The following is a 12,783-nucleotide window of genomic DNA, read 5'->3' on the forward strand; positions in this document are numbered from 1 at the left end:
TTAGCGAACGATAAGATAAAGCTTGTTCAATAAGGTTTTATTTTACCAGAAAATCTTGTATAATAGAATCCAAAAAGAATAAAAGAGGATTGATTATAAAGAAGAAAAAATTCATTGTCCCTATTTTGTCGACATTGCTAATTGCTCCAGCAATTTTAGCACATCAGGTTTCTGCTGATGCTGTAGATCTAGCTACTTCAACAGCACCTGTAGAGCAAGTAGAAGCTCCTAAAGAAAATCAGTCGGTTGCACCTACGACCGCTCAAGGAGATTCAGCAGTTTCGCCTGCTACTGAAGTTTCCACAGAGAAAGTAACAGAAAAGAGCGAGAACAAACAAGTTGAAACTTCTGTAACTCCAACAGATTCTATAACTCCAGCCGCTCAAGCTGTTGTTTCGTCCACAGCTCAATCCGAAAAGGATACAGTTATTCTTCATACAAATGATGTACACGGTCGTATTGTAGAAGAAAAAGGTGTCATTGGCGATGCTAAATTAGCAGCAGTCGTTGAGCAAGAACGTGCAAAGATCAATCAAACAACACTTGTTGTGGATGCAGGCGACGCTTTTCAAGGGCTTCCGATTTCCAATAGCTCAAAAGGAGAAGAGCGCGCGAATATTTTAAATAAGATTGGCTATGACGCAATGGCGGTCGGAAATCATGAATTTGACTTTGGTTTGGATGAGGTGAAAAAATACAAAGAAATTTTGAAATTCCCTCTTCTTAGTGCCAATACTTATGTCAATGGAACACGTCTTTTTGAAGCTTCTACGATTGTTGATAAAGACAAGAATGTTGTGGGAGATGAATTTGTGGTTATTGGGGTGACAACGCCAGAAACTGCAACAAAAACACACCCACGCAATGTTCAAGGGGTTACGTTTACAGATCCATTTCAGAAGTCAATAAAGTCATTGAAGAAGTGGAATCTCGTGCGAAAGCGGAAGGTAAAACTTACAAACATTATGTCATTTTGGCGCATTTGGGTGTAGATACGACGACACCAGTTGAATGGCGTGGTTCTACCTTGGCAGAAGCATTATCAAAAAATCCTTTGCTAAAAGGAAAACGTGTGACGGTGATTGACGGGCATTCACATACTGTAGAATCAGTAACCTATGGCGACAATGTTACTTATAATCAAACAGGTAGTTACTTGCATAATATCGGAAAAGTAACGTATAAATCTGGTCAAATTCTAGGAAATCCTCAACAAATCTCAGCTGATTCAGTAAAAGGCGTTACTCCAGATCCAGCTATTCAGCAATTAGTCAACAAAATCAAAGAGAAATATGACCAAGAAAACGCAAAAGTGGTTGTCGCTAATAGCCCAGTTGAGTTAAATGGTAATCGAGAAAATGTGCGTGTGCGGGAAACCAATCTTGGGAATGTTGTGGCAGATGCGCTTTATGAATACGGTCAAACAGGATTCAGTCACAAGACAGACCTTGCTGTAACTAACGGCGGCGGACTTCGTGAAACAATTGCGAAAGGAAAACCAATCACCAAAGGAGATATCATTGCTGTTTTACCATTTGGTAATACCATTACTCAAATAAAAGTAACTGGGCAAAACATCGCAGACATGTTTGCTAAGTCTTTAGGTTCTATTTTACAAGAAAAAGACGGCAAACCAGTCCTAGATGAAAATGGTCAACCGTTACTTGAACCAAGCGGTGGTTTCCTGCAAGTTTCTGGAGCAAAAGTTTATTATGACACAACCTTGCCAGCTGATAAGCGTATTCTTGGCATTGAAATCAAAAATCCTGAAACAGGAAAATATGAAAAATTAAACCTTAAGAAAATCTACTATCTGACAACTAATGATTTCTTGGCTGCAGGTGGTGACGGTTATAGTATGTTGGGCGGAGCTCGCGAAGAAGGTCCTTCAATGGACGTTGCTTTTGCAGACTATTTGGCAAAAACAGACTTAACAGCTTATGCGGTTGTCAATCCTAATTCACGGACTATTTCAATCTCGACTGCACAATACAAGAAACTTCAAAATCAAGCTGCTAATCAAGTGAAGCCAAATGAAACTGGACAAAAAGAACTTGTGCCAGCGGTTCAAACAAATACACATCAAAGAACGGCAACGATTCCAGTAATGTACACAAACAATTTGTGCCTTCAGGTCAAAAGAACTTGCCAGAAACAGGTACAACAGATACTACCTTTATCAGTTTACTTGGCTTTGTCGTTGGACTTTTAGGATTATCTAGATTTAAAAAAGCTCACAAAGAATAAAATAAAAGGAAGCTAAGATTTTTTATCCTAGCTTCTTTTATTTCTGTTTAGGTTGTTGTTTTGTGATATTCAATCCGAAGGGAATGAGATTTTCTTGCTTCGTCCGAATCCGCTGAATATTATCTTTGTGTCGAACGATAATGATGAGCGCTAATGCCAGCACAATCACGGTAAAAAGCACATCGTAACGTGGCAAAAGAAAACTAAATAACGGGAAAATTAAGACTCCCAGAATAGCAGAGGCAGCAGCTGTCACACTTGAAAAAGAAATCATACTAGTCAAATACAAGCAGCTGAAAAAGATGACAGCTAAATAAGTGAAGAAAGTCGGTGAAAAGCCCAGAATGACACCTGCACTGGTTGCTACGGCTTTACCGCCCTTAAATTCTGCGAAAATGGGGAAGGTATGCCCAAGCACGGCTAAAAGTCCAAAAACAAGAGGAGAAATACCGTTGATATGAAGAAAAAATGGCAATAGTGTCGCAAACGTTCCTTTAAAAAAGTCGAAAATAAAGGTGATGATGCCTGCTTTTTTCCCAAGGACACGAAAGGTATTGGTCGTCCCTGTATTTCCGCTGCCGTATTCGCGGAGATTTTTATTGTAAAATACTTGTCCAATCCAAAGCCCGGCAGGGATTGAACCAATCAAATAAGCTGCTATCAATGTAAAAACTATCTTTATCATGCTTTTATTATACCATGAATTTTGATTTTGATAGTTGAACGACCAGAAATATTTTATAAAATTTGTCTAGGCTGAAAAAATGGTGGTGAGAAGCAGAAAGAATACACTATTTCTAAAAATCTTTGCAAAATTTGCTAAAAACTTGTAAGATAGAAAGGATGAATGATTCAGGAGGTTCCTTGTGGCAAAAAAGGAAATCAATATTAACAATTACAATGATGATGCCATTCAAGTATTAGAAGGATTGGACGCGGTTCGTAAGCGTCCTGGTATGTATATCGGATCAACAGATGCAACTGGGCTTCACCATTTGGTCTGGGAAATTGTTGACAATGCAGTTGACGAGGCTCTGTCTGGCTTTGGTGATAAGATTGACGTGACCATTCATAAAGACGGGAGTTTGACTGTAGCAGACCACGGTCGGGGAATGCCAGTCGGTATGCACGCTATGGGAATCCCGACAGTAGAAGTTATCTTTACGGTGCTCCACGCCGGAGGTAAATTCGGTCAGGGTGGTTACAAGACCTCTGGGGGGCTGCACGGTGTCGGTTCTTCTGTGGTCAATGCGCTGTCTAGCTGGCTGGAAGTTGAAATCACACGTGACGGAACGGTTTATCGGCAACGATTTGAGAAGGGTGGGAAACCTGTTACCAGTCTGGAAAAGATTGGCAAAGCTCCTAAATCAAAAACAGGCACAAAAGTTACCTTTATGCCTGACGACACGATTTTTTCAACGACAGATTTCAAATACAATACCATTTCGGAGCGGCTCAATGAATCAGCCTTTCTCTTGAAAAATGTTCACCTTTCTCTGACGGATGAGCGAACGGGCGAGTCTGTTGATTTTCATTATGAAAATGGGGTGCAAGATTTTGTCAGTTATCTGAATGAAGATAAGGAAACATTGACACCAGTTCTTTATTTCGAGGGAGAAGAGGGCGGTTTTCAAGTAGAAGTGGCTCTCCAGTACAATGACGGTTACTCAGACAATATCCTTTCTTTTGTCAATAACGTCCGCACCAAGGACGGTGGAACGCACGAGACGGGGCTCAAGTCAGCCATTACCAAGGTCATGAATGACTATGCGAGAAAGACCGGTTTGCTGAAAGAAAAGGATAAAAATCTGGAAGGTTCTGACTACCGCGAAGGCTTGGCGGCTGTGTTGTCTATCTTGGTGCCGGAAGAGCATTTGCAGTTTGAGGGTCAGACCAAGGACAAGCTAGGTAGTCCACTGGCTCGTCCTGTAGTTGATTCGATTGTGTCCGACAAATTGACCTTCTTCTTGCTGGAAAATGGCGAATTGGCGTCTAATCTGATCCGCAAGGCAATCAAGGCAAGAGATGCACGCGAGGCAGCCCGCAAGGCAAGAGATGAAAGCCGAAGCGGCAAGAAAAACAAGAAAGACAAGGGGCTTTTATCTGGAAAACTAACGCCAGCTCAATCCAAAAACCCAGCCAAAAACGAACTCTATCTGGTCGAAGGAGATTCAGCGGGTGGCTCTGCCAAGCAAGGACGCGACCGTAAGTTTCAGGCAATTCTGCCCCTGCGAGGTAAGGTCATCAATACCGCCAAGGCTAAAATGGCAGATATTCTCAAAAACGAAGAAATTAACACCATGATTTACACTATTGGTGCAGGTGTTGGCTCGGACTTCTCTCTAGAAGACGCCAACTATGACAAGATTATCATCATGACCGATGCTGATACGGACGGAGCCCATATCCAGACGCTCTTGTTGACCTTCTTTTACCGCTATATGCGTCCGCTGGTTGAAGCAGGACATGTCTATATCGCTCTGCCGCCGCTTTATAAGATGTCTAAAGGCAAAGGCAAAAATGAAGTTGTCGAATATGCTTGGACAGACGGTGAGTTAGAAGATTTGCGCAAGAAATTTGGCAAAGGTGCCACGCTGCAGCGCTACAAAGGTTTGGGGGAAATGAACGCCGACCAGCTCTGGGAAACCACCATGAATCCTGAAAATCGCACCCTTATCCGTGTCACTATCGAAGACCTCGCCCGTGCCGAACGCCGCGTCAATGTCCTCATGGGAGACAAAGTCCCGCCCCGCCGTAAATGGATTGAAGATAATGTCAAGTTTACGCTGGAGGAAGCGACGGTATTTTAAAAATAAAGGATAAGAAAATGGTTGAAAAAAAAGTTGATTTATTAGTATCATCCAAGCTTAAAGAACAAGGTTATACAGATAGCAGCATAAACTATGGATATTCTTTACCAGCTAATGGGAATAATGATTTCATACCAGATAAAGGGAAAAAGTATAGTTCCAAAGCTGGAAAAAATACAAGATCTGAATTTGAATTCCTCATTTTTGCTGGAAAAGGTAAACAGAAATCTGAAAGCTTGATTCTTGTTGAAGATAAAGATGAAATATCAAAATTGGGTAATGAAAAGGATATTACAGATAAGAAAAGGCTGTCACAGATGGCTTCTTTTATGCGTACGATTTATTATCTAAAACAGAAAAAATCAAATCGATATTTGTGTTAGCTGTTGCTGGGGAAGAACTGGAAACTTCTGCAATTTTTGTTTACAAAAATTCGGCTATTATTGATAAGTATAGTAAATACTCTCCTGTTCAGGTAGATGATAAAATTTCATACATTCTTCTAGAAAAATGGAATGATTGGGAACAATTATCAAAGGAAAATTTTAATAAGTACATCAATGAAGTGATTTTGGGCTTAAATTCTCCTGATAATGAAATTAATCTTGCTCACATTAGGTCAGTTGCTGCTAAATTGTCAAATACTATTGATAAAAAGTTGAAATTAGATCCTTTTAAACGATTATTGCTTGTTTCTGGTTTGCTTCTCGGGATTAATGAAGATGAAGATTTAATTAAAAGTTTTAATAAACCCTATGGTGCTAAAGATTTATATAATCGAATTACAGCAGCCTTACCTGAAGAAAAATTTAGTTCTGACAAGAAACAACAACTGTTGACTAGTTTCAGTTTTATCAAAGACGATAAAAAAATTGTAACAGAATTAATTAATACAAAGAAAAAGAACACGACAGAAAAAGAATATCCTTTGGAAATTATAGCCAAGGAATTAAGTAAACCTTCTTCGGTTGGATATTCAATTCTTGATTTGATGAAACAGTCTAGCCATATTGATTTATTAGGTAATTTGTTTGACGTTTTTACCAAATATATGAACGTTGGGGGAGCAAGTGGGGATATTGTTCTAACTCCAAGTCACATTACTAAATTTATGGCAGAAGTTATTGATGTGGGGCCTACTGATTATGTTATAGACGTTACAGCAGGTACAGCAGGATTTTTAATTTCTGCCATGACAATTATGGATGATAAGGTTGATGCCAACACTGCTTTAACAATAAAAGAAAAAGAGGAGCAAAAAAAGGCAATTAAAGAAAATCAACTTTGGGGGGTTGAGTACGACGATAACATGTATGCGACAGCTGTTACAAATATGCTTTTACATGGTGATGGTAAAAGTCATATTTTTCATGGAGATTCCGAAAATAAGCGTGATTTAACTAGCGGTAAATCGTTTGATAAAATTTTTGCTGATGTTAAGTTTGATAAATTGTTGTTTAACCCACCTTATGATAATCAGGATAAATTTGTAAAGAACGGTCTTGATATTTTACGAATAGATGGAAAAGCTGCTATCATAATCCCTAAGCAAACTTTTAATAAAGGTGGAAGCATAGTTAAACAAATTTTTGAATCTCATCGCTTGGAGGCTGTTTTTGATTTACCAGCCGGTCAGTTTAAAAAGAAAAATGGAACGGTAGGTACTGATGTTGCAATCTTCATATTTACTGCTCACAAACCTCATGATTTTGACAAGGACTATGTGACTTTTGTCAAGCTATTAAAAGACGAGGTTGGGACAAAAGGGAATCTAAAGGGAGTGGCAAGTGATAAAACTGAGCGAATATACAAACGTATGTTAGAATTTGCTCAGAGTGGTTATCGAGATGAAACTATTCTAAAGAATAGAACATATTTTGCAGAACCTCTAACTGTGTTATTGGAAGAAGGCAAATATATGTATAAAAATTATGAGCCAAAACCTGATATTATTCCAACAGAGGAAGAGTTCATTAAAACTGTGGGAGAATATCTCGAATTTTTGTTGATGGAATCATATCGTATTATGGAGGAAGAAGCCGATGACGATATATAAGGATTTCTACATGTCACAAATTTTTGACTTTAGTGAAACAAAAGCAAAAATTAATGCAAATACTATATCAAATTTTAATGGAGAGTATCCATATGTGACGAGAAGCGAGAAAAATAATGGAATACAAGGCTATATTACCTATCCTAAAAAATATCTTAATGATGCTAATACAATAAGTCTAGGAATGGACACAGCAACTTTTTTTTACCAAAAAGACCCATATTTCACCGGTGACAAGATAAAGATATTATCTTTGATTAATAAAGAAGTTAATCTAAAGACTGTTCATCCCTATCTATTAACATCTATTAAGAAAGCTTTTTCAAGCTTTGGATGGGGAACTAATTCATACGATAGTGATACTCTCAAGTCTGTCATTATAAAACTTCCTGTTAAATCTGACAATGATTTAGAACCAGATTGGAAGTATATGGAGGATTATGTAAAAAATATCACACCGAATTATTTAGATGTAATTAAGAATCAAGGAAAGATACAAATAAATAAAATCCAAAATAAACAGTCTGGGATTGCAAAGCTGTTAAATATTACAGAGTGTGAATTGAGCAGAGAAGAAATTAATCTAGTCAATCAATTTCCTCACAAAAATTGGAAAGAGATTCCCGTTAAAAAAATTTTTGATGTTATTGAACGAGGTAAGAGGCTAATCGAGGCACAAAGACTTTCAGGTACTCTTCCCTTTGTCACAGCAGGTGTTAATAACCAAGGAATATCAAGTTACATTTCAAATCCAGAAGTTAAAGTATTTCCAGCTAATAGCTTAACTATTGATATGTTTGGAAAAGTATTTTATCGAGATTTTAATTATGGGGCCGATGATCATGTCGCAGTACTAGCAAAAGCAGATAACTCATTATCAAAAGAGACTTTGCTTTTTATTGCTCCAATTATCGAAAAAGCTATTAGAGGACAATTCGATTACTCTCAAAATTTTTATGCCTCTGATGTCTATGATATTGTCATTAAATTACCTCATTTATATGATAAAATTCCTGATTACAGATACATGGAAGATTTCTCAAAAATTATGGTAAAAAAAACAATTCAACACTACGAGCAAGAGATTGCTCTTATTATTAGTAATTTTTTAGAAAATTTATAAAGAAATATTAAAATCCCACTGTCCGAGTTTCGGATAAGCTCGCTAGAGCAAAAGTAAAGTCATTCAACTTTCGGATAAGCGACTTTTTAGTAAATCCCGATTATTCTGTTTTCGGACAAGAGTTTTTGGAGAAAAAGACGAACGTTCCAATTTCGGACGAACGGTTTTTGAGTAAAAAGCCTTTTCCGAAACTGAATAATGTAAAAATGATATGAAATAGATTAGAATTTAAAAGAATTAGGAGAAAATAATGAAATTGACATACGGAATCACTACATTGGACACGAAAACTCTGGATAAAAGTGAATTTTCCCAGCTTGTGACCGAGTCGAAAGAGGCGATTGCTGCTTTTAACAAGGCGCACAAGGTTGAAAGTATTTATACGAGCAAGCTGGAAGAGATGAGCCAGCATTTGGCTAAGTTTCAGGAGGGGCTTCATCAGACGAAAGCCAGTCGCTTGGTGACCAGTTTAGACCAAGCCGACCGCGAGCGAGACGATGCTTTGGGTACGCTGACTGCTTTGGTGCGGGCATTTTCACGGGTCAAGGAGACTGCGACCAAAGAAGCCTACGATACCTTGGCAGGCTTGCTGAAAAATTATGCAGGGATTGCGGCTGCCAACTATGAAAAAGAGACAGAGGGCATCAACCACCTGCTCCAAGAGTTGAAGAAATCAACCTATCAAACGGCGCTGGCAAAACTGCACTTAGAAGCTCATGTGGAAAGCTTGTTGACTGCGCAAAAGCGGTTTGAAGAAGCCTATAAGGAGCGCTTGACCGAGTTGAAAGGCAAAGTGCCTAGCCAAAGCAAGCAACTCCGCATTCAGCTACAAGAAATCTACGATTTTCTGCTGGATTTCACCGCTATCATGACTTATGCCTACCCAGAAAGAAGCCACTATGCAGATCTGCGTGACCAACTCAATGCTATTCGTAGCCGTTACAAAAAAAGCAAAGCGGTTAAGAAAGTGAAAGAAGCGATCTAACAAAAAGGTAGGTACTGCCATGAGAACTGAAAGTGAAATGTTGGATTTGATTTTACGAATTGCAAAAGTCATACAAGCGGATGCAGTCGCTCTATCTGGCTCGCGGGCAAATCCGAATGCTCCCAAGGACGAGTTTCAAGATTATGATGTGGTCTACATTGTGGATGATTTGGCTGCTATGGTAACCGACCTTGCTTGGTTAGAAGCGTTTGGCAAGCGCATCATCGAGCAACATAATATACTTGACCATCGCCGCCTCTATCTCATGCTCTTTGAAGATGGCAATCGGATAGATCTGACCCTTTGCCCCAAGGAGCATATCAAAGAATGGGTGGATAGCGAAGCAGATTTCACAGTGCTGGATGACCCTAAGGGACTCTTTCAGCCCTATACACCTACTCCCAAACGTTATTGGACAAAACCAGCGAGTGCAGATGATTTTGCAAAATCGTGCAATGAATTCTGGTGGGTTTCAGCCTATGTTGTCAAGGGGATTCAGCGTCAGCAATTTGTGTATGCGGTGGATCATCTCTATGGTATCTGTCAGAAAGAATTGTTGAAATTATTGACTTGGCAAGTGGCAGAAGAAAAGGGAGTGATTGATGTCGGCAAAAACTACAAGTATCTGTTTCAGTATTTGCCCGCTGAGAAGGAAGAAGAATTTGCCACTTTGCTTGATTTTTCTGATAAAGAAAGCCTTATCCAGTCTTTACTGTCTACGCAGCAATTTTTTCACAAAGAAGCTCAGGTTTTCTCTCTCAAGACTGGTTTTCCTTATGATAAAGAAACTGCAGAAAAAATGATTCAGTACACTAAAGAAAAACTGAATCTAAGAAAGTGATAATCCACTTTGCTCATTCATAAGAGATGCCTCTTACATCAGGAAGCATTAAAAAAGAAAATTACAGAAAGGATAGTTTGGTTGTATAGCAACTGAACACGGGACTAAGACTTAGAAAAAAAGATAAATCGATTGGAGTTCATCGAACCCTGCATCGATTTCCTATTTTTCTACAGAAATTTTCGGCTTGCCGAAACGTCCCTTTGTATCTTATGAGTAACATTCAAAACATGTCCTTAGAGGACATCATGGGAGAGCGTTTTGGGCGCTACTCCAAATACATCATTCAAGAGCGGGCTTTACCCGATATTCGTGACGGACTGAAGCCCGTGCAGCGTCGGATTCTTTATTCGATGAACAAGGACGGCAATACCTTTGACAAGGGCTACCGCAAGTCGGCAAAGTCTGTCGGAAATATCATGGGGAATTTCCACCCGCATGGTGACAGCTCCATTTACGACGCCATGGTGCGTATGTCTCAGGACTGGAAGAACCGTGAGATTTTAGTGGAAATGCACGGAAATAACGGTTCTATGGACGGCGATCCGCCAGCCGCTATGCGGTACACCGAAGCTCGTTTGTCTGAGATTGCGGGCTACTTGCTCCAAGACATCGAAAAGGACACCGTGCCTTTTGCTTGGAACTTTGACGATACGGAGAAAGAACCGACCGTATTGCCTGCTGCTTTTCCCAATCTTTTGGTGAATGGGGCGACAGGGATTTCTGCTGGGTATGCGACGGACATTCCGCCTCACAATCTGGCAGAAGTCATCGATGCGGTGGTCTATATGATTGACCACCCCAAAGCTAAGGTTGACAAACTCATGGAGTTTCTGCCGGGCCCTGACTTTCCAACGGGAGCTATTGTGCAAGGGCGAGATGAGATTAAGAAAGCCTATGAGACTGGAAAGGGGCGCGTTGTCGTGCGTTCTCGGACGGAGATTGAAAAGCTCAAAGGCGGCAAAGAGCAGATTGTTGTCACCGAGATTCCTTACGAGATTAACAAGGCTGTTCTGGTCAAGAAGATTGATGACGTTCGGGTCAATAATAAGGTAGCTGGCATTGCAGAAGTGCGAGATGAGTCTGACCGTGACGGGCTTCGTATTGCCATTGAGCTGAAAAAGGATGCCAATACCGAGCTGATTTTGAATTATCTCTTTAAATATACGGATTTGCAGGTCAATTACAATTTTAACATGGTGGCTATCGACAACTTCACGCCTCGTTTGGTAGGAATTGTGCCGATTTTGACTAGTTACATTGCCCACCGAAAAGAGATTATTCTGGCGCGCAGCCGATTTGACAAGGCAAAAGCAGAGAAGCGCCTGCATATCGTAGAAGGCTTGATTCGAGTGATTTCTATCTTGGATGAAGTGATTGCGCTCATTCGTGCATCGGAAAATAAAGCTGACGCCAAGGAAAATCTCAAAGTCAGCTATGATTTTACCGAAGAGCAGGCAGAGGCTATTGTTACTCTCCAACTTTATCGCTTGACCAATACAGATGTGGTGATTCTGGAGGAAGAGCAGGCGGAATTACGCGAAAAAATTGCCATGTTTTCTGCCATTATCGGCGATGAGCGGACCATGTACAATCTCATGAAGCGTGAACTGCGTGAGGTCAAAAAGAAATTTGGCAATCCTCGTCTTAGTGAATTGCAAGATACGGCGAATGCCATTGAGATTGATACGGCTAGTCTGATTGTGGAAGAAGAAACCTTTGTCAGCGTCACTCGTGGCGGCTACCTCAAACGCACCAGTCCACGTTCTTTCAATTCATCAACGGTTGACGAGGTCGGCAAGCGCGAGGACGACCGTCTGATTTTTGTCAGCTCGGCGAAAACCACTCAGCACCTTTTGATTTTTACCAATCTTGGAAATGTCATCTATCGACCAGTTCATGAATTGGCAGACATTCGCTGGAAAGAAATCGGGGAACACCTCAGCCAGACTATTACCAATTTTGAGACCAACGAAGAAGTCATCTACACTGAGTTAGTAGATAATTTTGACGAAGGCACTTATTTTGCGGTAACAAAACTAGGGCAAATCAAGCGTGTAGAGCGAAAACAATTCAGTCCTTGGCGCACCTATAAGTCCAAGTCTGTTAAATTTGCTAAATTAAAAAATGAAGACGACCAAATTATCACACTTTCTCCAATCAAGCTAGACGATGTTATGCTAGTGACCCAGAACGGCTATGCCTTGCGGTTCAATATCGAAGAAGTACCAGTTGTGGGCGCTAAGGCAGCAGGTGTCAAAGCTATCAATCTCAAAAAAGATGATGTCTTAGCAGCGGCTTTTATTGCCAATACTGATTCACTTTATATCTTGACCCAGCGCGGAGCGCTCAAGCGAATGGCAGTTGCAGATATTCCTGTGACGAGCCGAGCAAATCGTGGTTTGCAAGTGTTGCGCGAGCTGAAGTCCAAGCCACATCGTATTTTCCAAGCAGGTCCTGTCTTTGGAGAGCAACCTGCAGAACTAGACCTCTTTAGTTCAGATCATCCAACAGCAGAAGAAGAGCAGATTCTTTCTATTGTTTCTAACAAAGGAACGACTTACCAAGTGAATCTTGCTGACCTCGGTTTGTCTGAAAGAACCAGCAACGGTAGCTTTATCTCTGATACTATTTCTGATGAAGAAGTGTTCTCTGCGAATATTAAATAATTGAAAATCAGTCCAAGCGGCTGATTTTTTATTGTCTTTATAAACTAAAATT

Annotated in this window: 9 protein-coding genes and 1 pseudogene; 9 read left to right on the top strand and 1 reads right to left on the bottom strand. The window is 40.1% G+C overall.

Annotation, left to right across the window (positions count from 1 at the left end):
* Positions 1 to 425 precede the first annotated feature (425 nt).
* Together nt5e and RG565_RS01855 are read left to right on the top strand one after the other, a co-directional pair.
* A pseudogene (nt5e, locus tag RG565_RS01850) lies at positions 426 to 1,985 on the top strand (cell surface ecto-5'-nucleotidase Nt5e); the annotation flags it as partial.
* Between the two features lie 139 nt (positions 1,986 to 2,124).
* On the top strand, positions 2,125 to 2,247 hold the full coding sequence (locus RG565_RS01855) for an LPXTG cell wall anchor domain-containing protein (protein WP_247936571.1): 123 nt from the start codon (positions 2,125 to 2,127) through the stop codon (positions 2,245 to 2,247).
* 37 nt (positions 2,248 to 2,284) lie between these two features.
* Here the strand turns inward: RG565_RS01855 and plsY are convergent, their stop codons facing one another.
* Entirely contained in the window at positions 2,285 to 2,932 is a 648-nt protein-coding gene (plsY, locus tag RG565_RS01860; RefSeq protein ID WP_247936572.1) for a glycerol-3-phosphate 1-O-acyltransferase PlsY, read from the bottom strand.
* A 181-nt stretch (positions 2,933 to 3,113) separates the two neighbouring features.
* Here plsY and parE point away from each other — a divergent pair, with 181 nt between their 5' ends.
* The 7 genes from parE to parC all read left to right on the top strand — a co-directional run bounded on the left by parE (position 3,114) and on the right by parC (position 12,731).
* Positions 3,114 to 5,057, top strand: a complete 1,944-nt coding sequence (parE, locus tag RG565_RS01865; RefSeq protein ID WP_247936573.1) for a DNA topoisomerase IV subunit B — start codon at positions 3,114 to 3,116, stop codon at positions 5,055 to 5,057.
* A gap of 17 nt (positions 5,058 to 5,074) precedes the next feature.
* Positions 5,075 to 5,440: a hypothetical protein gene (locus tag RG565_RS01870; RefSeq protein ID WP_308937437.1), complete on the top strand. Its 366-nt coding sequence runs from the start codon at positions 5,075 to 5,077 to the stop codon at positions 5,438 to 5,440.
* Complete coding sequence (locus tag RG565_RS01875) at positions 5,434 to 7,113, top strand: N-6 DNA methylase (RefSeq protein ID WP_308937438.1); 1,680 nt, start codon at positions 5,434 to 5,436, stop codon at positions 7,111 to 7,113. The genes RG565_RS01870 and RG565_RS01875 overlap by 7 nt, the downstream gene beginning before the upstream one ends.
* A 10-nt stretch (positions 7,114 to 7,123) precedes the next feature.
* Positions 7,124 to 8,236 carry a restriction endonuclease subunit S gene (locus RG565_RS01880; protein ID WP_308937439.1) on the top strand — a complete coding sequence of 371 codons (1,113 nt, stop codon included), beginning with the start codon at positions 7,124 to 7,126 and terminating at the stop codon, positions 8,234 to 8,236.
* Between the two features lie 250 nt (positions 8,237 to 8,486).
* The gene (locus tag RG565_RS01885; RefSeq protein WP_174721021.1) at positions 8,487 to 9,221 is read left to right on the top strand and encodes a DUF6261 family protein; all 735 of its coding nucleotides are present in this window, start codon (positions 8,487 to 8,489) and stop codon (positions 9,219 to 9,221) included.
* Positions 9,222 to 9,240: 19 nt separating this feature from the next.
* Positions 9,241 to 10,062: an aminoglycoside 6-adenylyltransferase gene (locus RG565_RS01890; protein WP_174721022.1), complete on the top strand. Its 822-nt coding sequence runs from the start codon at positions 9,241 to 9,243 to the stop codon at positions 10,060 to 10,062.
* Between the two features lie 212 nt (positions 10,063 to 10,274).
* Positions 10,275 to 12,731, top strand: a complete 2,457-nt coding sequence (gene parC / locus RG565_RS01895; RefSeq protein ID WP_268732140.1) for a DNA topoisomerase IV subunit A — start codon at positions 10,275 to 10,277, stop codon at positions 12,729 to 12,731.
* The last annotated feature ends 52 nt before the right edge of the window (positions 12,732 to 12,783 follow it).

The sequence above is a fragment of the Streptococcus sp. IsoGale021 genome (assembly GCF_031142795.1).
Lineage (GTDB): Bacteria > Bacillota > Bacilli > Lactobacillales > Streptococcaceae > Streptococcus > Streptococcus hominis.

Bases quoted from the DNA above. Each gene is read 5' to 3' on its own strand.
- plsY (WP_247936572.1), bottom strand. From the start codon at position 2,932: ATGATAAAGATAGTTTTTACATTGATAGCAGCTTATTTGATTGGTTCA.
- RG565_RS01870 (WP_308937437.1), top strand. From the start codon at position 5,075: ATGGTTGAAAAAAAAGTTGATTTATTAGTATCATCCAAGCTTAAAGAA.
- RG565_RS01880 (WP_308937439.1), top strand. From the start codon at position 7,124: ATGTCACAAATTTTTGACTTTAGTGAAACAAAAGCAAAAATTAATGCA.
- RG565_RS01885 (WP_174721021.1), top strand. From the start codon at position 8,487: ATGAAATTGACATACGGAATCACTACATTGGACACGAAAACTCTGGAT.
- RG565_RS01890 (WP_174721022.1), top strand. From the start codon at position 9,241: ATGAGAACTGAAAGTGAAATGTTGGATTTGATTTTACGAATTGCAAAA.
- parC (WP_268732140.1), top strand. From the start codon at position 10,275: ATGAGTAACATTCAAAACATGTCCTTAGAGGACATCATGGGAGAGCGT.